This window comes from Bradyrhizobium sp. USDA 4503, assembly GCF_054055815.1.
The window spans coordinates 5,195,881-5,214,591 of record NZ_JBSRXS010000001.1 but is presented as its reverse complement, the minus strand read 5'-3'; the positions used below and the strand labels follow the sequence as shown (position 1 = coordinate 5,214,591).

The window sequence follows — 18,711 nt, the reverse complement described above, 5'->3', positions numbered from 1 at the left end:
ACCCCAGTTCCATAGCGTTTTCAAGCGAAGTGGGTACCGGTTCGCGTGAAGAAAACGCGTCAAACAAAATGCCCGGCAGGGCCCGCCGAAAATAGAGATTGGCCGCTAATTGTCTATGAACGCGGGCGCATGGCTGCCCCCGGCGCGGGCGTGCCGGATCGACACATGCGGCATTAAATGCGGCGACAAAGCACGGCGGCACGGCGATGATCGGCCATGATCGACGCCAAAAAGCAGCTCCGCGTGCTGGTGTCGGAGGGCTCCAGCACCTCCGGCCGCGAGGCGATCACGATCCTCGGACTGGCCGGCCATCACGTCGAGGTTTGCGACCCCTCGCGCTGGTGCCTGGCGCGCTACTCGCGCTTTGTCCGCAAATACCACCATTGTCCGCCGCTGCGGTCGGATCCGGCCGGCTTCCTGCGCTTCGTCGAGCGCCTGTTGGCCTCGCGGCATTTCGATGTGCTGCTGCCGACCCATGAACAGGGATTTCTGTTCGCCCGCGCCGCGGCGGGGCTGGCCTCACGTACCGGCCTCGCGCTGCCGGATTTCGCCAGCTATCGCGCCGTGCACAGCAAGGCCGGGTTCAGCCGCCTGCTCGACCGGCTCGGCCTGCCGCAGCCGCCGACCCGGATCGTGAACTCGGCCGAGGAGCTGCGCGAGGCGGTGCGGTTTCCCTCCGTTGTCAAAACGTCGGTCGGCACCGCCAGCCGCGGTGTCTGGTTCGTGCGCGACGCTGGTGATCTCAATCGCGCGCTCTACGACCTCGAATCCTCAGGCGATTTTGCCGGCGAGGTGCTGGCGCAGGATCTGGTCACCGGCACGGTCGAGAAGGCGCAGTCGGTGTTCTGCCACGGCACGCTCGTCGGCTTCCATGCCTACCGCCAGATTGCGGCCGGTGTCGGCGGCGGCGAGGCGATCAAGGAGAGCGTGAGCCGGCCGGCGATCCGCGCCGGCCTCGAGACCATCGGCGCGCATCTTGGTTGGCACGGTGCGCTCTCGGTCGACGTCATCATGCCGCTCGACAGCGCGACGCCGCTGCTGATCGACTGCAACCCACGGCTGGTCGAGCCGATGAACGCCTTTCAGTCGGGCGTCGATCTGGTCGATCTGCTGCTGCGCGTCTCGCGCGGCGAAACGCCGGCGCCGCTGGCCGAGGGGCGCGCCGGGGTGCGGACGCATCTGGCGATGCAGGCGCTGCTCGGCAGTGCGTCGCGCGATGGCACGCGGCGTGACCTGATCCGGGAATGCGGCCGCATCGCCGCGGGCGAAGGGCACTATCGGGGAAGCAGCGAAGAGCTGACGCCGGTGCGGCTCGACTGGCTCAGCGCCGTGCCGCTTGCGATGACGACAGTGCTGCTGCTGGCATCACCGCAGATCGCCTCATCGCTGGCGCGCGGCGGCTTTGGCGCGCATCTGCTCGATCGCGGCAGCATCAAGGCGATCGAGAATGGCGATTTCCGCTAGTATCCCTCCAGCGCGAATTCACCGCACGATCTTGTCTGCGCGCTTCAAGAGCTCCGGTGGAATCTCGACGCCCACGGCCTGGGCCGCCTGGAGATTGAATATCAGCTCTCGCTTGGTGACGACGCCGACTGGCAGGTCGCCCGGCTTCGCGCCCTTGAAAATCTTGTCGGCGAATGTCGCAAACTCGCGCCATGTATCGGCGACGTTGGCCCCATAAGTAATCACCCCGCCCGCGTCCGCCTGGCCGCCGGGAAACATTGCCGGCAAGCGGTTCTTGATGGCCAGTTCACCGACTCGTTTTCGATTGCTCCAGGGCACCGGCACTTCAAGGACCAGCAGCGCCTCCGCGCGCTCCTTTGCCATCCCGGCAATCGCGGCCTCCAGATCGTCCGCACCCTTGACCTTCACGATTTGCGGCTCCAGCCCCTGGGCCTTGGCTGCGGCCTCGTTGGCGCGGTCAATCGGGGCGAGCCCGCGTTCATCCGCGCCGGGGATCGTTTTATCACTGAGAATCGCAACGCGCGTGATCCCGGGGAATGCCTCCTTCAGAAGCTTGAACTGGTCGCTGGCCTGCTGCGGATCGAGGTTGGTGAGGCCTGTGACATTGCCTCCCGGTTTTTCCATCGAGGCGACAAGCTTCAACGCGACCGGATCGGTCACGATCGCAAAGATCACCGGGATCGTCGACGTGGCCTTCTGCGACGCGACCGACGCCGGGCCACCGAGTGCGAGGATGACATCCACATTCGCGCCAACCAGCTCCGAGGCGAGACCGGGAAGGCGCTCGAGCTTCGATTCGGCAAATCGCGGCTCGATGACGATGTCGCGTCCTTCGAGATAGCCGCGCTCGGCGAAGTCGCTCAGAAGGTTCTTCTTGATGGAGTCGAACAGCGGCGACGGGCTGCCGTTGACGAGGATTCCTACTTTCCTGGGGGCCTGTTGCGCATCGGACGGGTCGCACATCGACGCGATCATGCAGAAGACCGTGAGCACCGCCTTCGCAAACCTCATGGCACCGCCCCCAGCAAGGACCCAGCGTCCATGCGAAGCCTAGCATCCAGGGGGTGGGCAACCAATCCGGAAGGGTGGTCCGGCCGATGACCTCGCTGCGACCTAATGTCTGCTTGGCGACGACGAGCCGGGCTCGGTAGCTCGCGAGCTACGAGGCCGCCGCGCGCGACTGCGCGCAGGATCTGTGGATCGATATTCGCCGGGCCTCACAACGGCTCGTCATCATTGCCGTAGCGGTCGAGCTTCGGTGTGGCGATATCGCCGTCCTCGTAATAATCATCGTCCTGTAGCGCTGCGGGTGGCGGAGGTTTCTTCGCCTTGTCGTCGGTCTTGTCTTTGGTCTTCGTGCCGCCCTTGGTCTGCTTCCCGGCCTTGGCCATGCGTTTCCCCTGCGCGGGTCAAATCAGCTGCCGGAACTCTACCCCAGTTTCGGTGCGTTTGTAATGTTCGGGGACGGTGCGGCGGGGCAGACCCGCCCCACCGGTTCACGCTCTAGAACGTCGCGCCGGCCTTTACCATGTAGGTGCGGCCGGGCAGCGGATAGGCCGAGAAGCGGCCTTCGGTGAACGTGCTCGCGATGGCGTAGTCGTAATAGAGCGCGTTGAACAGGTTGTTCACGCTTAGTGACCAGAAGAAGCGGTCAACTTGCCCGCTCAGCTTGATATCGGCGGTGGCGTTGCCGGGAATCCGGCTCTGGGTGTTGGCCTGGTCGTTGTCCATGATGCGCGAGCTCCAGGCCCGCACCGTGGCGTCGAACACCAGGTAGTTCTGCCAGATATTCCAGGTGACGCCGAGATTGCCGGTGTAGCGCGACACCAGCGGCACGTCGTTGCCGGTCCAGACGCCTTCGCGGAACACCGCGCGGGTGATCGCCATGCCGCCGCGCAGGGTCACCGTATCGCTGAACTTGAGCGAGGCACTGGTTTCCGAGCCATAGCGGCGGGTGGGGTCGAGGTTGGTGTTGAAGAACAGCACCGGGTTGAAATGGATCTCGTTCTCGAGATCCATCAGATAGACGCTGGTCTGGACCTGAAACAGGTTGGTCTTGACCCGGAAGCCGCCCTCGACGTCCTGCGATGTCTGGGTCTTGAGCTGGAAATTCTGCGGGATCGGGGCGAAGGTCAGCGGATCGAACGACGGTCCGGATGCGACGCGCTCGTCGACATCGGGCGTGCGGAACGCGCGCGCCGCGCGGCCGAACACCGAGAAGGTGTCGGTCAGGCGATGCTCGGCGCCGACATGCAGGGCGTATTGCGTCTCGTTGCTGTCGAGCGGTGCCGCCTGCGTGTCGAACGCGAACGGCGCATTCGGGTCGTAGCGATCGCGCGCCGAGATGCTGGTATTCTGGACGCGCGCGCCGTAGGAGATGTCGGTCGTTGGCAACAGGCCCAGCGTATGTTGCCAATAGCCGGCCACGCTCTGCTGCTCGATATTGTAGATGTGGAACGGGTCGACGCCCTGATAGGCGCCGCGCGCCTCGCGGAAGGTCGAATCGTAATAGTCGATGCCGGTCAGGATTGTCGACGGCATGCCCAGCATCACATTCTTGACGCTGAGCCGCGGCGTCAGCGACCAGGTCTGCAGCGCGGCATCATTGTAGGTCGAAGCGAAGCTGATGGTCGGCATCGTGCCGAAGAAGCCGCTCTGCGTCTCGCGCTGCCGCCAGCCGCCGTCGACGATGAGGTCGACGCCGTTCATCAGCGTCTTGGTGAAGCCGGCGGTGACGCTGGCGGTCTGCTGGTTGGCATAGTCGAAGGGCGTCGCGGCGCCGCGGCGATCGGTGAGCAGCTCGTTCACGCCGATCGACGGATCGACCAGCCGTCCGCCGGGTAGGCCGAGCTTCTGGTCGCTGCCGGTGACGGTCAGGAAGGCGGTGAGATCAGGCGTCGTGTAGTTGATGTTGCCGACGGCGTTGCGCTGGTCGAGCGCATTGTTGACGCGGTAGCCGTCCGACTTGATGCCGTTGCCGTAGAACGAGGTGGACCACGGGCCGGAATTGAGCGCCGCGGAGACCGCGGCCATGCGGGTGTTGAACGAGCCAACTCCGGCCTCGGCCCGCATCGTCGTCGGCGGGCCGCCGACGCCGGTCTTGGTGATGATGTTGACGACGCCGCCCACCGCGTTGTCGCCGTAGAGCACCGCGCCGCTGTTGCCGCGCGTGATCTCGATGCGCTCGATCGAATCGAGCGGAATCGTGGTGAGGTCGAAGCCGGCCTTGTCGACGTCGTTGAGGCGGCGGCCGTTGAGCAGGAAAAGGGTATTGTCGGTCGCGAATGCGCCGAAGCCGCGCAGGTCGACCGACGTCTTGGCGCCGTTCGGTCCGCCATAGGGCGTTTGCAGCTGCACGCCCGGCACCTGCGCGAGGATCTCGGGTAACGACTGCACCGGCGAATGCGCGATGTCGTCGGCGGTGATCACGGCCGAGGAGGAGCCGACAATGCCGGCGAACTGGCGGCCGCCGGTGCCGCCCGTTCCGGTGGCCACGCCGGTCCCTGTCGTGCCCGATCCGGCTCCGCTGCCTGTATTGTTGCCTTGCGAGGTGCCCGGCGCCGGGCGTCGCGGCGCCGGCGCTTCGTCAGCGGCCGGCCTGGCGCGCGTGACGTTCTGGTCGCCCGGCTTGGTGACTTCGATCGCCGGCAGCTGATCGGGAGCGGGTGCCTGCTGCGCCCGCGCTGCGGAGACAAGGATCGCCGGCGCGATCATCGTCGACGCGAGCAGAAGCGCGCGGCGCCGCCGATGGAAAGGGAAGGAGAACATAAGCAAGGCCTCGGCAACGTCAGTGGCACGTCACCGCGAACCAGTCTCACCATCGTGCTCACAGCATCAGGTGAAGCTCATGCCTGTACTCCCCGACCGGCAGCATCGCGTGTGACCACGGCTGACGGCAGGTCTCCTGGCTCGCGGGTCGTTACCCTTCGTCGCCTTCCCAGGACCGAGATTCCCAGTGGCCTGTGACGAAGGATTCACCGCATACAGTTGCGGGGGCAGCCGCGGCGTTGGGGAAGTTTCCCCGTACCGCATTCCCTTTTCATCTCATGAAAGAACCGTCATGTTCATCTAGGGTTCGGCCGGGTAGCAAAGTCAATCCGGCGGAAGTCGGGCGGCGGCCGCGCGGCCACGGTTTTTGTCGAGTGTCGCTTGTCTGCCACGGCGATCGCTGTAAGAGCATGGATCCGATGAGCGCGCAGGATTTTGCCTTGGCGGCCGAGGTCGCGGCGCGGCGCCGGTGGGGCGCCACGGCGGCGCTGCTCGCGCTCGTGGTCCTGCTGTGTGTGTTCTCGCTCGGCATCGGGCCGGTGCGGCTGTCGCCGCTCGCGGTGATCGAGGCGCTGTTCGGCGGCGGCAGCGATGTGGCGCAGGTGATCGTGCGCGAGATCCGCCTGCCGCGCACCATCCTGGCATTTGCGATCGGCGGCATTCTCGGGCTGTCCGGTGCGGCGCTGCAAGGGCTGCTGCGCAATCCGCTGGCCTCGCCGTCGCTATTCGGCGCGCCGCAATCGGCGGCGTTCGGCGCGGTGCTGGTGATCGCGCTGGGCCTCGCCGATGTGCGCTCCTACGCGCTGCCGGTGGTGGCGATCATCGCCGCCTTCGGCTCGGTGTTCGCGCTGCTTGCGATCGCCGGCCGCAATGCCGGGCTGTTGATCCTGATCCTCGCTGGGCTCGCGATCTCGAGCTTTGCGGGAGCCGCGACCGCACTGGTGATGAATCTCTCGAGCAATCCGTTTGTGGTGCTGGAGATCGCGTTCTGGCTGCTCGGCTCGCTGGAGGACCGCAGCTTCCAGCACGTGGCGCTGGCGCTGCCCTTCATCGTCGCGGGCGCCGCCATCCTGCTCAGCCAGGCGAGCGCCTTCCGCGCGCTGACGCTTGGCGAGGAGGCGGCGCAGAGCCTCGGCGTCGACGTCGGGCGGTTGCGGCTCTTCGTGATCACGGGCGTGGCGCTTGGCGTCGGCGGCGCGGTCGCAGTCACCGGCACGATCGGCTTCATCGGCCTGGTTGCGCCGCATCTGATGCGTCCCGTGATCGGTCACGATCCGGCGCGGCTCTTGGTGCCCAGTGCGCTCACCGGCTCGGCGTTGCTGCTCGCGGCCGACATCGCGGTGCGCATCATTCCCTCGACCTCCGACATCAAGGTCGGCGTGCTGACCTCGATCATCGGCGTGCCGTTCTTCCTCTATCTGATCATGCGCGAACGCCGCGCGCTCGGCGGAGGCGTGGCATGACGCTGCTCTCCGCCGCCGCTCTCAATGCCTCGCTCGGCAGCCGCAAGGTGCTGCACGATGTCTCGCTGTCGTTGCCATCGGGCCATCTGGTCGCGCTGGTCGGGCCGAACGGCGCCGGCAAGACCACGCTGCTGCGCGCACTCTCCGGGCTGATTCCGTCGGGCGGCGAGATCCGGATCGGCGGCGATCCGCTGGCGTCGCTGCCGCTGCGCGAGCGTGCGAAACGTTTTGCCTACCTGCCGCAGGGGCACATGGTGCACTGGCCGCTGCCGGCGCGCGACATCGTCGCGCTCGGCCGCTATCCGCACGGCGCGACCGATCCGGCGCGGCTGTCGCAGACGGATATGGAGGCGGTGCTGCGCGCGATGCAGGCGGTCGACGTCACTGAGTTCAGCGATCGCCGCGTCACCGAACTCTCCGGCGGCGAGCGCAGCCGCGTCGCGCTGGCCCGGGTGCTCGCGGTGGAGGCGCCGGTGATCCTCGCCGACGAGCCGACCGCCTCGCTCGATCCACGCCACCAGATCGACGTGATGCAGAAGCTGCGCAACGTCGCCGATGCCGGTGTGCTGGTGATCGTGGTGACGCATGACCTGGGACTCGCCGCGCGCTTTGCCGATCATGTGCTGGTGCTCGCGGAGGGGCGGCTGGCAGCGCAAGGCGCGCCCGTCGAGGCACTGTCGGAGAGCGTCCTCGCCAGCGTGTTCCGGGTCAGCGCCTATCGCGCCGAATTTCAGCGCGAAGCCGTCATCGTGCCGTGGGCGGACGTCTGATGTGGCCACGGCCTCACCACAAGCTCAGTTCACCTCTCCCGCTTACGGGGGAGGTCGCTGCGCTCGACGAGCGCAGCGGGTGGGGGCTCTCTCCACGATATGGCTCGCGGCGAAACCCCCACCCCACCCCTCCCCCGCAAGCGGGAGAGGGGGCGCACCTTCAGCGTGGCAGCCATCTCGCTTCGCTTCATCTTGGTGCGGTGGTCGCGATACTGCTGTGGCTTATTTCCGCCGGCGCCGCGTTCGCCGCCGGACCGCGCATCGTCTCGATGAATGTCTGCAGCGACCAGCTCGTGCTGTCGCTGGCCGATCCGGACCAGATTATCGGCCTCAGCCGCTTCTCGCGCGATGCCTGGCAATCCTGGGCCGCGGAGAAGGCGCGAAACTTTCCGCGCCTGTCCGGCGAGGCCGAGGACGTGCTGCTGCTCAAGCCCGACCTCGTCGTGGTCAGCCTGTTCGACAAGCGCGCGACCCGCGATCTGTTGAAGGCCCACGGGCTGCACCTCGTCGAATTCACCGTGCCGCGCACGCTGGACGAGGTGAAGGACCAGATTCGCGCGATGGGCGATGTGGTGCAGCATCCCGATCGCGCGGAGGCCGAGATCGCGCGCCTCGATGCGACGATCGCGCATGCGCGGGCGGCGGCAAGCGCGCATCATTACCGCGTGCTGCCGCTGGAGCGGCGCGGCTTTGTCTCGGGCGACCATAGCCTGGTCAGCTCGCTGCTGGCGGCAGCCGGCCTCGCCAACGCCGCCGGCGAACTTGGCGTCGGCGCAGGCGGGTTTGCTTCGCTGGAGGCGATCGTAAAACTCCGGCCGGATTTCATCCTGGTGTCGGAAGCCGGCGACCGCGCCGAGGATGACGGTCGCGCCTTCCTGCTGCATCCGGCGCTGGAGCGCTTCTATCCGCAAAGCAAGCGCATCGTGCTGCCGGAGCGGCTCACGGTGTGCGGCGGCGTGATGCTGGCGGATGCGCTGGATCGCCTGACGGAAGAGTTGCAGCGAGTGACGCAGTGACCTTCCAAACCCGTCATCCTGAGGAGCGGCGAAGCCGCGTCTCGAAGGATGCACGGCCCGGATACTTCCAGGAGTTCGCGGAAGGAGTGTGGCCGTCGCCCTTCGAGGCTCGCTTCGCTCGCACCTCAGACGGTGAGATATTTGCGAGCGGGCTAAAGGGTTATGAGACTATCCCATCACCACCGGCCCGCCGGCCTTCTTCCACGCATCGATGCCGCCATCGATATGCGCGGTGTTGGCCAGTCCCGCCTTCTTCGCGGCGGCCACCGCCATCGCCGAGCGCTCGCCGAAGGCGCAGAAGAACACGACGCGGCGGCCGGTTGCGGCGGCGACCTCGCGCAGCATGCCGCCGGGCTGCAGGGTGGCGCAAATCCCCGGATAGGGCGCGTGCAGCGCGCCCGCGAGCGTGCCGTGCTTGGCCCGCTCGCCGCTCTCGCGCAAATCGACCAGAAGGATATCGGGGCGGCCGAGACTCGCGATGGCGTCGCGCGCGCTGAGGGAGAGGCCTTCCTTGGCGAGTTCGTCCTGGTGCAGGCCGACATGCATGTTGGCGGGCACCACGACGTCCATCAGCTTCGGGTTCGGCAAATTGAGGTTGTTCATCAGCTCGACATAGTCGTCGATCGATTTGACCTGCAGCCGCGGATTGTAGCGCTTCTCCTCGCCGATGGTGGAGACGGTGTCGCCCTTGTAATCATGCGCGGGGAACACCATGGTCTCCTCCGGCAGCTTCAGCAGCCGGTTGAAGATCGAATCGTACTGCGCCCGCGCGCTGCCGTTCTGGAAGTCGGTGCGGCCGGTGCCGCGGATCAGCAGCGTGTCGCCGGTGAAGACGCGGTCGCCCATCAGATAGCTGTAGGAATCGTCGGTGTGGCCGGGCGTGTACAGCGCCTCGAGGCAAAGGCCCTCGATCGTCACCTTGTCGCCGTCGGAGACGCGCATCGACACCACGTCGGCCTTGCTCTGCTCGCCCATGATGGTGATGCACTGGGTGCGGTCGCGCAGCTCGCCGAGGCCGGTGACATGATCGGCGTGCAGGTGCGTATCGACGGCCTTGACCAGCCTGAGGTCAAGTTCCTGGAGCAGCTTGCAGTAGCGATCGGCCTTCTCCAGCACCGGATCGAGGATCAGTGCCTCGCCGCCGGCGCGGCTCGCGAGCAGATAGCTGTAGGTTCCGGATACGCTGTCGAAGAGCTGGCGAAAGATCATGACGGCTTACCTATTCTCCGGGCCGAGTCACATGGAGGATATTATTCCATAGATAGGGTCCGTTCAAAGCAAATCCATCCCCACCCCAGCCGGATCCCGTCACCCTGAGGAGCGCGCTCTTGCGCGCGTCTCGAAGGGTGGACGGCCCGGGTCTTTCCGCGAATGGGACAAGGCATCTGGGCCGTGCATCCTTCGAGGCTCGCTCCGCTCGCGCCTCAGGATGACGGGATATGCATCGAGGTCGTGGAAGAGACGAAGTTACGGCCGCACGTAACTCCAGCCTGCTCCTGCGGGCGCGCGTTCGCGCGACCCGTTGGCTCGCAATGACGACGGGGCCGTTACGGCCGGACCAGCGTGTATCCGTTCTCGGTGAGCAGCAAGATCTGCGCGACGCCGACCTGCACGGGGGTGGCGACGGCGATGTAGTCCGGCCGCTTGCCGCTGTCGCGTTCGATCGTGTCGACGGTGTTGAGGCAGATGTCGACCCGCGCGCCCTGCGCGACCAGGCTCTCGACCAGCTTGCGGTTCGGGTTGTCGGGCTTGAGCAGGTCGATGCCCGGGCCGAAGGCGACGATCTCGACCGCGACCTTGTCGGGGTCGTAGTGCTTCATCAGATTGTTGGCGACGCTGATGACGAGGCCTTGCTTCCTCGGATCGTTGTCGGAGAGCTGCAGCACGACCTTGTGCTCGGCGAACGGCTTGTCCTGCAACGGCGCCTGCTGGGCACGCGCGAGCGGCGTCGCCAGCGCGAGCGCAGCAAGGCCGAATGCCGCGATCAGCGCGCGGCGCGTCATCCGTGCCTCGCGATGCCCGGGTTGTCCTCGACGCCTTTCAGCGTCACGCCGGGTTCGTCGCGGTTCGGCGGCCGGCCGGAGCGCAGGTGCCTGGCGACGACATCCCAGATCGGCGCGCCGCTCTGCTGGTTGACCGAGGCCCAGCCTGCGACCTTGTAGTGCTTGCCGGCTTCGAGACGCTTGCCGTTGCCAAGCTTCAACTCGGAAATGCGCTTGCCGACAGTCTCGGCCGGCGTGCAGGTGTAGGCGAGGCCGCCGACGCGGACCATGTCGCCGCCCTGCTGATAATAGGGATCGACGTTGAACAGATTGTCGCAGACGTCTTCCAGCACATCCTTGATCTGGCTGCCCGTCATCTTGGCGACGTAGGTCTCCGGATAGGTGATCGCGGTTTCCGACAGCACGTCTTCCATGGTCAGCGGCTGGCCGGCGAGCGTGGTGATGCCCCAGCGGAAGCCCGGCGACAGCGCGATCTCGGCGTCGAGCTCGTTCAGCAGCGCATCGCAGATCAACTGGTCGACGGTGCCGGAGAAATTGCCGCGGCGGTAGAGCAGCCGGTCGGCCGAGGCCAGCTTGTTGTTCCATTCGTCGGCATGCGGATCGCGCATCTTGTCGATCAGCGTCTGCATCGCAGGATCGGGCTTCAGCAGTTCGGCGAACACCGGCAGCAGCCGGTAGCGGACATTGGCGACCTTGCCCTTGGCAAGGTCGAGATCGAGCACGCCGATGAATTTGCCGTTGGAGCCGGCATTGGTCACCAGCGTGACGCCGCCGGCATTGGTCACCGTGATCGGGATCGGGATCGCGTCGTGGGTGTGCCCGCCGAGGATGACGTCGATGCCGGTGACGCGGCTGGCGAGCTTGAGGTCGACATCCATGCCGTTATGCGACAGCAGGATCACCGCCTCGACCTTGTCGTTGTTGCGATGGCCGTCGACGAGCTTCTGCAGCTCCTCGTCGCGGATGCCGAACTTCCAGTCCGGCGTGAAGCGCTTCGGATGCGCGATCGGCACGTAGGGGAAGGCCTGGCCGATGATCGCAACGCGATGGCCGCCGATCTCCTTGATGAAGGACGGCTTGAACACCCGTCCCGAAGCCGGGTCGAACGCCTTGGCGTCGTTGAACGCGGCTTCCTCGGTCAGGAACACGTTCTGCGCCAGGAACTCGCCCTTGAAGCGGGAGAGGTTGTCGCGCAGCACCTGCTCGCCATAGGTGAATTCCCAGTGCCCGGTCATCGCCTCGATGCCGAGCAGATTGGCGGCCTCCACCATGTCGGCGCCGTTCATGGCGTTGGCGAGCGCCGAGCCCTGCCAGAGGTCGCCGCCGTCGAGCAGGATCGAACGCTTTTCGCCGACATCGGCGCGCAGCTTGTCGACCAGTGTCTTCAGGTGGGCGAAGCCGCCGAGCCGGCCGAAGCGGCCGGCGGCCTTCTCGAATTCGACGCAGGTGAAGGCATAGGCGTCGGCGCTGTCGGGCCGGATGCCGAAGCGGTCGAGGAAGGCCTTGCCGACGAGGTGCGGCGGCTGGCCGGCCATCGCGCCGACGCCGAGATTGACGCCGGGCTCGCGGAAGAACACCGGCTTCAGCTGCGCATGCGTATCGGTCATGTGCAGGATGCGGGCGTTGCCGAACCGCTCGAGGTCGTAGACGCTGGCGGTATCGGCGCTGCGCGCAAGGCGCGGCAGACCGGCCGTCAGCGTTGCGGCGGCCGCAGCTTTCAGGAATTCCCGGCGGCGGATGATCATCATTCTCTCCGCGCGGCCCCTGGCCTGCGCGCTCTTAACGAACTTCCATGTCCTTCCAGCGTTCCTTTTCGCTGGTGGCCTGGAAGATCGAGGCCTTTGCCAGTGCCTCGGCCTCCTTGGCCTTGGCGACGGCGGTGTCGAAATCACCAGCCTCACCGGCCTTTTTTGCGGCAGATAGTGTCGAGGCGGTGGTGGTCCACTGGTTGCGCAGGCTGCCTGCCTCCTTGTTGGCGGCTTCGGCGGCGGCGTAGGCGGCCTTGTAGTCGGCCTCGGAGGCGGCGAGGGCGCCGGTCGCCGCTGCGATCAGCAGGGCTGATGCTGCGAGGACAGCTTTGATGGCCGCGCTCATGGCCGTGCTCCCGGACCCGAAATCGGCAGCCCGTTGCTGACATAGGACAGATAGTATTCGAGGTTGCGGTACTCGTCGTCCTGCGGATTGAGCGGCACGCCGCGGATCTGGCTGTTGCAGGTGGTGAAGCGGCGGCTGGTCGTGCCCATGCCGCTCCATTCCGAGCGGTAGATCGGCATCGCGTTCAGGATGCCGAGCGCCGGCGCCAGCACTTCGGCGCGGATCCGCTCGCCCGGGCTCTGGATGTGGCAGGTGGCGCAGGAGAAATTGAGCTGGCCGCGGCGGGTGTAGAAATACTCCTTGCCCTTCTGATAGGCCTCGAGCGCGCGCGGATCGTTCGGGATCTTGATGTCCATCGGCTTGCCGCGCGAGGTGAAGGCCATGTAGGCGGTGAGCGCGGCCATGTCGTCCTTCAGATAGGAGAACGGTGCCTCGCCATTGGCTTCGCGGCAGCGGTTGAGCGCGAGCTCGAGCGTGACGACCTTGCCTTCCTTCTCGTCGAAATAGGGATAGTTCTGGCGGATACCGATGCCCTTGTTCGGGAAGCAGTCGGCGTAGGTCTTGCCGTTCTTGAACGGCGTCGCGAACATCTCCTTGCCGGCTTCGAGCGAGAACTCGTAGGGCGGAAACTGCTCCTTCTCCTCCCACTGCCTGTGCAGGTCCTCATTCATCGAATAGGGACCGTTGACGAAATCCTCGAGCTTCAGCTTGGGGAATTTGCTGGTGAAGAATTTCTGGAACGCGGCCTTGTCGGCGGCGGGATCGACGGTGTCGGCCGCCCGCGCGGCCGGCGCGAGCGCCAGCACGCCGAGCGCGAACGTCGCGAGTGCTGCACGGATTGCGAGGCGCCGCGTCATTGAATCTTCGCCGTGGCGGTGTCGGTCGCGCCCTTGTTGTCGACCCAGCTGACCTTCAGATCGTCGCCCTTCTTGCCGCCCTTGAAGGCGAACTTGACATAGGGGTCCTTGGAGACGCCGCCGCCCCAGTCGGCGACGAACACCGGCTTGCCGTCATATTCGAAGGTGAGCTGCTGGATGAAATGCGGCGGAATGATCTCGCCCTTGGCGTCCTTGACGAAGCCGGAATCCATCGGATGCTGGATCAGCGCCTGCACCTCGGTGGTGTCGCCGTTTGACGTGGCGCGCACGCGAATGCTCGATGCCATCTGATTATCCCTATTGTTTGCGCATGATCTTGTCGGAGAACCGGTTCCCACTTTTCCGGATCATGCGTACTCAGCCGCCGCAGCCGCCGACGGTGACCTTGATTTCCTTTTTGGCGCTGTAGAGCTTGCCGCCGGCCTCGACGATCGCGGTGACGTTGCTGGTCTTCGCCATCTTGATGCGGTTGGAGACGGTCGGCAGCGTGCCGGCCGGAATCCTGTATGAGGCGACCAGCGAGATCGGATTCTCGCTCACCAGAAACGAGATCGAGGTGACGTCGGCCAGCGTCGTGGTGGCGGAGATCGGCACCACCGCGCCGTTCTCGGCGATCTCCGGCGCATCCATCTTGATCTTGTCCGACGGCTCGGCGGTCTTGCCATAGAGCGCCTTGATCGCGTCGGCCTCGTTCTTCTGCTTGAATGCGTCTTCGGGATATTTGTCGTTGGCGGCGGCGAGCGCCTGCGGCACGTCGAACGGAATGACCCCGAGGCCGATCAGCGCGGCGACGCCGGCGCCCTTCAGCACCATGCGGCGCGCTTTGAAAAATTCGCTGGTCGTGATGTTCATCGAAAAAAATCTCCTCAAGCGACGGTCGCGGCGTCACAGCGTCTGCAGGAAGTCCACCACCGCGTCGATTTCCTTCTCGCTCAAAATCCGGTTTCGGCCGAACGGCGGCATCACCGTCTGCGGATTGCGCCTGGTTTCGTCGGTCACGATCGCGATCAGCTCGTCACGGCTGTATTTGGCCTTCAGGCCGCTCAGCTCGGGGCCGATCGTGCCGGGCAGGTCGCCGCCCCTGATGACGTGGCAGGTCAGGCAATTGCCCTTGCCGCGGTCGAAGGCGAGCTTTTGTCCCTCGGCGGCGGACTGGGCCTGCGCGGGCGCGGCCATGGCGGTGCCCGCCAGCAGCGCCAGGACGAAGGCTGGCTTGGAGAAAGTGGCGATCAAGGACGTTTCCCGGGCTTCAATCTCGATGATCCCATCGCAATATAAAGCGTGGAAAGCACAAAGGCCATCGGCTGGCAACACGGAGAATAGGCGCGTTGCGACGGGGTTAATGCCACAGGGGCAGTCCGGCACTGGAGCGCATGTCCTGCGCCTTCCGCCTGTCATGTTTGTGCGGTTGAGATGTGGCTGAGGCGTAGGGAGAAGCGCGGTGGCGGAATTCGTGGCGGAGTTTGGCAAGGCCGGCCGGCCGGTCGAGGCGGACGGGCGGCTCGATGCGCCGGCGTTCCATCGCAACCATCAGCCGATCTGGGCAGTTCTGAAAGATCACCTCGCCGGCCAATCCGGCGATGTGCTGGAAGCCGGCAGCGGCACCGGCCAGCATGTCGTCTATTTCGCCGGTCAGACGCCCGACATCACTTGGTGGCCGAGCGACCTCCATGCGGCGCACCTGCGCAGCATCGAGGCCTGGCGCGCGCATGCCGCCCTTCCGAACATCCGGCCGCCGCAGCCGATTGATCTGTCCGACCCGGCTTGGTCGCCGGTGCCGTCGGACGGCAAAGGTCCGGACAAACTGCTCGCGATCTTCTGCGCCAATGTGATCCACATCGCGCCGTGGCGCGTGGCCGAGGGCCTGTTCGCCGGCGCCGCGCGGCACCTGCGCGCCGACGGCCGGCTGTTGCTCTACGGCCCGTTCAAGCGCGGCGGCAAGCACACCGCGCTCAGCAATGCCGTGTTCGACACGTCGCTGCGCGAGCGCGACGCCGAGTGGGGGGTGCGCGATATCGCCGATCTCGAGACGCTTGCGGAGCGCGTCGGGCTCAAGCTCGCCGGCAGCTTCGAGATGCCGGCCAACAACATGATTTTGGTCTTTGCCCGCAAGTAGCCGCGCTCAATCGTAAGCCAGGCACCAGCCTGGCCCACGCAGCCAGCAACGTTCATCGGGGATCCCGGCGTCGCGATAGAGCTGCGTCACCTTCTGCCAGCCGCCGCGGGCGAAGGCTTCGGCGAGCGTTTTTTCGGACGTCTCGTCCCGGCCGCCGTCGCAGGGAATGATCGCGACCGGTGATATCCAGTCCGCCCGGTACGCTGCCTCCTCGCGCCGGATCCGGAACACGGCGCCGGATCGCGCCACCTGCTCCGGCGCGCCGCCCTTGAATCCCTCATCCGAAGTCAGCGGCAGGATCAGACGGCCGCCGGCGGCGAGCCCGTCGAGCCATCGCGCGACAGGCCGGGTGCAGCCGGCGTTGACATAGATCACGTCGGCGGACTCGAACGCGACCTGTGTGCCGTCGCCCTGGATGATCTCGACATTTGCGCAAGCGGCGAGATTGGCGCGAGCGTCTGCCGCAAGGTCCGGATCGTATTCGATGCCGGTCACGCGGCCGGACGGTCCGACCAGATGCGCGAGGATCGCGGTGTAGTACCCCGTGCCCGTGCCGATATGCACCACGTGCTCGCCGGCGGTGGGTGCGGCCTGGTGCATGAGATAGGCATGCAGCGAGGGCTGGCCGTTGTTGAGACGTCGCTCGGGTCGCAAGGCGACGAGATCGTTGGTGTAGAGATAGACCGGGTCGGCATCGGGCGTCGGCGCATAGTCGCGGCTCCACCAGCGCAGCATCATCCATGGTCCCGGGCCGACGAAGTCCTCGCGGCGAATGGCGGCGAAGGCCTCCGTCAGCCGCGGATTGATGGTGTTGGCGGCGGCCAGGATCTGCTTGGCATAGGCCGCGCGGACGATGCGGAGTTCGGCTTGCGGGTCCATTGCCGCGCGCTCCCACGATGTCGCGTGTTGTGTGATTTGACACACCGAGGTGTGTGAAATAGCATACTGCGGCGACGGAGGCCAGAATGAAGAGACGGCTTTATCCGGCCGTGCTGGAGCGCGGTCCGCGCGGCGCGTTCGGGGCGTGGTTTCCGGATTTTCCCGGCTGCGTCGCCGCGGGACGATCGCAGGAAGACGCGATCGAGCGCGCCGAGCAAACGCTGGCGCAAACCGTCGACGGCTGGGTCGAGCAAGGCAAGCCATTGCCGGAGCCGACCCCGATCGAGCGCATCGTGCTGCCGAAGGGCTCCGACGTTGCAGCCTTCTTCATGGTCGGCGTCGATCCGCCCGACCCGTCCGAGCGCGTCAACGTCTATTTGCCGAAGAGCCTGATCGCACGGATCGACAAGCATGCCGCCGGACTCGGCATGAGCCGTTCGAGCTTTTTTGGTTTCGCCGCGACGCTTGCGCTTGAATGGCACGTTCACAAGCCGCACCTCGTCGGGCCGCGCTCCAAGGTGCACAAGACCGGCGCGCTGCGCGCCGAGAAGCGGATGGGCAAGAAGCCGGCGCGGTAGGCGATCGATCATCGAGCAGCTCTCTCACCGTCACCCTGAGGAGGCCGCAGAGCGGCCGTCTCGAAGGGTCGACGGTCCGGCTGTTGGCCGTGCATCCTTCGAGACGCGCTACGCGCTCCTCAGGATGACGGTACTGATAGAAGTGCCGGGCTGCTGTGACGTCACTCTGTGAGAGCAAGCGATCCCCTCGTGCGCCTCCTGCATGGCGTACGTCCGTTTGCGCCGGTTGATCGGCCTCGACCCGCTCTCCATAGTGCGCCCGATTGGGGGCTCCCGCCGGGGCTTCGGGGCGGGACCACCGATGATTGACGTGACGGCTGCGGATGAGGCGAGCGACGACGCGCGGGCGCGCAGCAATGTGTGGCGGCTTGCGGCGGCGCAGGCGCTGACCGGCGCCAATTCGGCGGTGATCTTCGCCACCGGCTCGATCGTCGGCGCGACGCTGGCACCCGACGTCTCGCTCGCGACGGTGCCGCTCTCGATGTATGTGCTCGGGCTTGCCGCCGGCACGCTGCCGACCGGCGCGATCTCGCGCGCCTATGGCAGGCGCGTCGCCTTCATCATCGGCACCTTCTGCGGCGCGCTCACCGGCGCGCTCGGCGCCTGGGCGATCCTGCATTCATCGTTCTGGCTGTTCTGCGGCGCGACCTTCCTCGGCGGGCTCTACGGCGCCGTCGCGCAGTCCTACCGCTTTGCCGCGGCCGATGGCGCCAGTGTCGCGTTCCGGCCCAAGGCGGTGTCCTGGGTGATGGCCGGCGGCGTGTTCGCCGGCGTGCTCGGGCCGCAGCTCGTGCAATGGACCATGGACATCTGGCCGCCCTATCTGTTCGCGTTCTCCTTCGTGATGCAGGCGCTGGTCGCGCTGGTGGCGATGGCGGTGCTCTCGGGCGTCGACGCGCCGAAACCTGCGGCTGCGGACCTGCATGGCGGCCGCCCGCTGCTCGAGATCGCAAAGCAGCCGCGCTTCATCGCCGCGGCGCTGTGCGGCGTGATCGCCTATCCGATGATGAATCTGGTGATGACCTCGGCGCCGCTCGCCATGAAGATGTGCGGGCTGTCGGTCAGCGATTCCAATTTCGGCATTCAGTGGCACATCGTTGCGATGTACGGCCCGAGCTTCTTCACGGGCTCGCTGATCGCGCGGTTCGGCGCGCCCGTGATCGTCGCGCTCGGGCTGGCGCTCGAGGCGGTCGCCGCGATGATCGGACTGTCAGGCGTCACTGCGCCGCACTTCTGGGCGACGCTGTTCGTGCTCGGGATCGGCTGGAATTTTGCGTTCGTTGGCGCTTCCGCGCTGGTGCTGGAAACGCACCGGCCGCAGGAGCGCAACAAGGTGCAGGCGTTCAACGATTTCCTCGTGTTCGGCATGATGGCGATCGGCTCGTTCTCGTCGGGCCAGCTGCTCGCGCATTACGGCTGGAATGCCGTCAACTGGGTGGTGTTCCCGCCTGTGCTGCTCGGCCTTGCCGTGCTTTCGTTCGCTTCATTCGCCAAGCGACGCGCGAAATTGCGCGCGGTGGAAGAAATCCCGGATCCCAGCATCTAAAGCTTGTCGTTTGACCATGGTCTGTTCGGAAAACCGCTTCGCACTTTTCCGGACCATGCTGCTGCCAATTGCTGACACTTCGATCGGCTTCGAAATGATCCGCTTGCAACGCTGTTCACATCATGGGATCGGGTTG

At 66.1% G+C, this 18,711-nt stretch carries 19 protein-coding genes and 1 riboswitch; of the genes, 7 read left to right on the top strand and 12 right to left on the bottom strand.

All coding sequences use genetic code 11. The features are described from left to right. Nucleotides 1–216: 216 nt before the first annotated feature. On the top strand, nt 217–1,464 hold the full coding sequence (locus ACVMIH_RS25120) for an ATP-grasp domain-containing protein (RefSeq protein ID WP_229192945.1): 1,248 nt from the start codon (nt 217–219) through the stop codon (nt 1,462–1,464). Between the two features lie 18 nt (nt 1,465–1,482). On the opposite strand, the gene ACVMIH_RS25115 is transcribed toward ACVMIH_RS25120, so the two are convergent. The 3 genes from ACVMIH_RS25115 to ACVMIH_RS25105 all read right to left on the bottom strand — a co-directional run bounded on the left by ACVMIH_RS25115 (nt 1,483) and on the right by ACVMIH_RS25105 (nt 5,232). Then, complete coding sequence (locus ACVMIH_RS25115; protein WP_456863749.1) at nt 1,483–2,475, bottom strand: ABC transporter substrate-binding protein; 993 nt, start codon at nt 2,473–2,475, stop codon at nt 1,483–1,485. 206 nt (nt 2,476–2,681) lie between these two features. Continuing rightward, nucleotides 2,682–2,855: a hypothetical protein gene (locus tag ACVMIH_RS25110; RefSeq protein ID WP_456863746.1), complete on the bottom strand. Its 174-nt coding sequence runs from the start codon at nt 2,853–2,855 to the stop codon at nt 2,682–2,684. A gap of 112 nt (nt 2,856–2,967) precedes the next feature. Next, entirely contained in the window at nt 2,968–5,232 is a 2,265-nt protein-coding gene (locus ACVMIH_RS25105; RefSeq protein ID WP_456863743.1) for a TonB-dependent receptor, read from the bottom strand. A 109-nt stretch (nt 5,233–5,341) separates the two neighbouring features. Beyond that, nucleotides 5,342–5,539: riboswitch (cobalamin riboswitch) on the bottom strand. 112 nt (nt 5,540–5,651) lie between these two features. Here ACVMIH_RS25105 and ACVMIH_RS25100 point away from each other — a divergent pair. The 3 genes from ACVMIH_RS25100 (at nt 5,652) to ACVMIH_RS25090 (ending at nt 8,481) form a co-directional block, all read left to right on the top strand. Continuing rightward, on the top strand, nt 5,652–6,695 hold the full coding sequence (locus ACVMIH_RS25100; protein ID WP_456863740.1) for a FecCD family ABC transporter permease: 1,044 nt from the start codon (nt 5,652–5,654) through the stop codon (nt 6,693–6,695). Beyond that, nucleotides 6,692–7,465 (top strand): ABC transporter ATP-binding protein, encoded by a 774-nt coding sequence (locus ACVMIH_RS25095; RefSeq protein ID WP_076834890.1) that lies wholly within the window; start codon nt 6,692–6,694, stop codon nt 7,463–7,465. Before ACVMIH_RS25100 ends, ACVMIH_RS25095 begins: the two co-directional genes overlap by 4 nt. Before the next feature lie 200 nt (nt 7,466–7,665). Beyond that, nucleotides 7,666–8,481, top strand: a complete 816-nt coding sequence (locus ACVMIH_RS25090) for an ABC transporter substrate-binding protein (RefSeq protein ID WP_076834891.1) — start codon at nt 7,666–7,668, stop codon at nt 8,479–8,481. Between the two features lie 168 nt (nt 8,482–8,649). Here the strand turns inward: ACVMIH_RS25090 and ACVMIH_RS25085 are convergent, their stop codons facing one another. The 8 genes from ACVMIH_RS25085 to soxX form a co-directional block, all read right to left on the bottom strand. Next, nucleotides 8,650–9,690, bottom strand: coding sequence for an MBL fold metallo-hydrolase (locus ACVMIH_RS25085; RefSeq protein WP_076834892.1), 1,041 nt, complete (start codon nt 9,688–9,690; stop codon nt 8,650–8,652). 338 nt (nt 9,691–10,028) lie between these two features. Beyond that, nucleotides 10,029–10,484: a DsrE family protein gene (locus tag ACVMIH_RS25080; protein ID WP_076834893.1), complete on the bottom strand. Its 456-nt coding sequence runs from the start codon at nt 10,482–10,484 to the stop codon at nt 10,029–10,031. Next, complete coding sequence (gene soxB, locus ACVMIH_RS25075) at nt 10,481–12,229, bottom strand: thiosulfohydrolase SoxB (protein WP_076834894.1); 1,749 nt, start codon at nt 12,227–12,229, stop codon at nt 10,481–10,483. Before soxB ends, ACVMIH_RS25080 begins: the two co-directional genes overlap by 4 nt. 34 nt (nt 12,230–12,263) lie before the next feature. Continuing rightward, nucleotides 12,264–12,578: a hypothetical protein gene (locus ACVMIH_RS25070; protein ID WP_456863737.1), complete on the bottom strand. Its 315-nt coding sequence runs from the start codon at nt 12,576–12,578 to the stop codon at nt 12,264–12,266. Beyond that, on the bottom strand, nt 12,575–13,435 hold the full coding sequence (soxA, locus tag ACVMIH_RS25065; protein WP_316398551.1) for a sulfur oxidation c-type cytochrome SoxA: 861 nt from the start codon (nt 13,433–13,435) through the stop codon (nt 12,575–12,577). The genes ACVMIH_RS25070 and soxA overlap by 4 nt, the downstream gene beginning before the upstream one ends. Continuing rightward, a complete protein-coding gene (gene soxZ / locus ACVMIH_RS25060; RefSeq protein WP_057021236.1) occupies nt 13,432–13,743 on the bottom strand; it encodes a thiosulfate oxidation carrier complex protein SoxZ in 312 nt (103 codons plus the stop codon). Before soxZ ends, soxA begins: the two co-directional genes overlap by 4 nt. Before the next feature lie 70 nt (nt 13,744–13,813). Further along, nucleotides 13,814–14,308 carry a thiosulfate oxidation carrier protein SoxY gene (soxY, locus tag ACVMIH_RS25055; protein ID WP_057021237.1) on the bottom strand — a complete coding sequence of 165 codons (495 nt, stop codon included), beginning with the start codon at nt 14,306–14,308 and terminating at the stop codon, nt 13,814–13,816. Nucleotides 14,309–14,341: 33 nt separating this feature from the next. Continuing rightward, nucleotides 14,342–14,632, bottom strand: a complete 291-nt coding sequence (gene soxX, locus ACVMIH_RS25050; RefSeq protein WP_316398565.1) for a sulfur oxidation c-type cytochrome SoxX — start codon at nt 14,630–14,632, stop codon at nt 14,342–14,344. 265 nt (nt 14,633–14,897) lie between these two features. On the opposite strand from soxX, the gene ACVMIH_RS25045 reads away from it, so the two are divergent. Then, nucleotides 14,898–15,572, top strand: coding sequence for a DUF938 domain-containing protein (locus tag ACVMIH_RS25045; protein ID WP_456863734.1), 675 nt, complete (start codon nt 14,898–14,900; stop codon nt 15,570–15,572). Between the two features lie 6 nt (nt 15,573–15,578). Here the strand turns inward: ACVMIH_RS25045 and ACVMIH_RS25040 are convergent, their stop codons facing one another. After that, complete coding sequence (locus ACVMIH_RS25040) at nt 15,579–16,451, bottom strand: protein-L-isoaspartate O-methyltransferase family protein (protein ID WP_057021240.1); 873 nt, start codon at nt 16,449–16,451, stop codon at nt 15,579–15,581. 86 nt (nt 16,452–16,537) lie between these two features. Here ACVMIH_RS25040 and ACVMIH_RS25035 point away from each other — a divergent pair, with 86 nt between their 5' ends. Next, entirely contained in the window at nt 16,538–17,029 is a 492-nt protein-coding gene (locus ACVMIH_RS25035; RefSeq protein WP_057021241.1) for a type II toxin-antitoxin system HicB family antitoxin, read from the top strand. Between the two features lie 301 nt (nt 17,030–17,330). After that, nucleotides 17,331–18,575: an MFS transporter gene (locus ACVMIH_RS25030; RefSeq protein ID WP_456854549.1), complete on the top strand. Its 1,245-nt coding sequence runs from the start codon at nt 17,331–17,333 to the stop codon at nt 18,573–18,575. The last annotated feature ends 136 nt before the right edge of the window (nt 18,576–18,711 follow it).

Bases quoted from the DNA above. Each gene is read 5' to 3' on its own strand.
- soxA (WP_316398551.1), bottom strand. From the start codon at position 13,435: ATGACGCGGCGCCTCGCAATCCGTGCAGCACTCGCGACGTTCGCGCTC.
- soxB (WP_076834894.1), bottom strand. From the start codon at position 12,229: ATGATCATCCGCCGCCGGGAATTCCTGAAAGCTGCGGCCGCCGCAACG.
- ACVMIH_RS25100 (WP_456863740.1), top strand. From the start codon at position 5,652: ATGAGCGCGCAGGATTTTGCCTTGGCGGCCGAGGTCGCGGCGCGGCGC.
- ACVMIH_RS25080 (WP_076834893.1), bottom strand. From the start codon at position 10,484: ATGACGCGCCGCGCGCTGATCGCGGCATTCGGCCTTGCTGCGCTCGCG.
- ACVMIH_RS25105 (WP_456863743.1), bottom strand. From the start codon at position 5,232: ATGTTCTCCTTCCCTTTCCATCGGCGGCGCCGCGCGCTTCTGCTCGCG.
- ACVMIH_RS25070 (WP_456863737.1), bottom strand. From the start codon at position 12,578: ATGAGCGCGGCCATCAAAGCTGTCCTCGCAGCATCAGCCCTGCTGATC.
- ACVMIH_RS25035 (WP_057021241.1), top strand. From the start codon at position 16,538: ATGAAGAGACGGCTTTATCCGGCCGTGCTGGAGCGCGGTCCGCGCGGC.
- ACVMIH_RS25085 (WP_076834892.1), bottom strand. From the start codon at position 9,690: ATGATCTTTCGCCAGCTCTTCGACAGCGTATCCGGAACCTACAGCTAT.
- soxX (WP_316398565.1), bottom strand. From the start codon at position 14,632: ATGGCCGCGCCCGCGCAGGCCCAGTCCGCCGCCGAGGGACAAAAGCTC.
- ACVMIH_RS25115 (WP_456863749.1), bottom strand. From the start codon at position 2,475: ATGAGGTTTGCGAAGGCGGTGCTCACGGTCTTCTGCATGATCGCGTCG.
- ACVMIH_RS25030 (WP_456854549.1), top strand. From the start codon at position 17,331: ATGATTGACGTGACGGCTGCGGATGAGGCGAGCGACGACGCGCGGGCG.
- ACVMIH_RS25120 (WP_229192945.1), top strand. From the start codon at position 217: ATGATCGACGCCAAAAAGCAGCTCCGCGTGCTGGTGTCGGAGGGCTCC.
- ACVMIH_RS25040 (WP_057021240.1), bottom strand. From the start codon at position 16,451: ATGGACCCGCAAGCCGAACTCCGCATCGTCCGCGCGGCCTATGCCAAG.
- ACVMIH_RS25095 (WP_076834890.1), top strand. From the start codon at position 6,692: ATGACGCTGCTCTCCGCCGCCGCTCTCAATGCCTCGCTCGGCAGCCGC.
- soxZ (WP_057021236.1), bottom strand. From the start codon at position 13,743: ATGGCATCGAGCATTCGCGTGCGCGCCACGTCAAACGGCGACACCACC.
- ACVMIH_RS25110 (WP_456863746.1), bottom strand. From the start codon at position 2,855: ATGGCCAAGGCCGGGAAGCAGACCAAGGGCGGCACGAAGACCAAAGAC.
- soxY (WP_057021237.1), bottom strand. From the start codon at position 14,308: ATGAACATCACGACCAGCGAATTTTTCAAAGCGCGCCGCATGGTGCTG.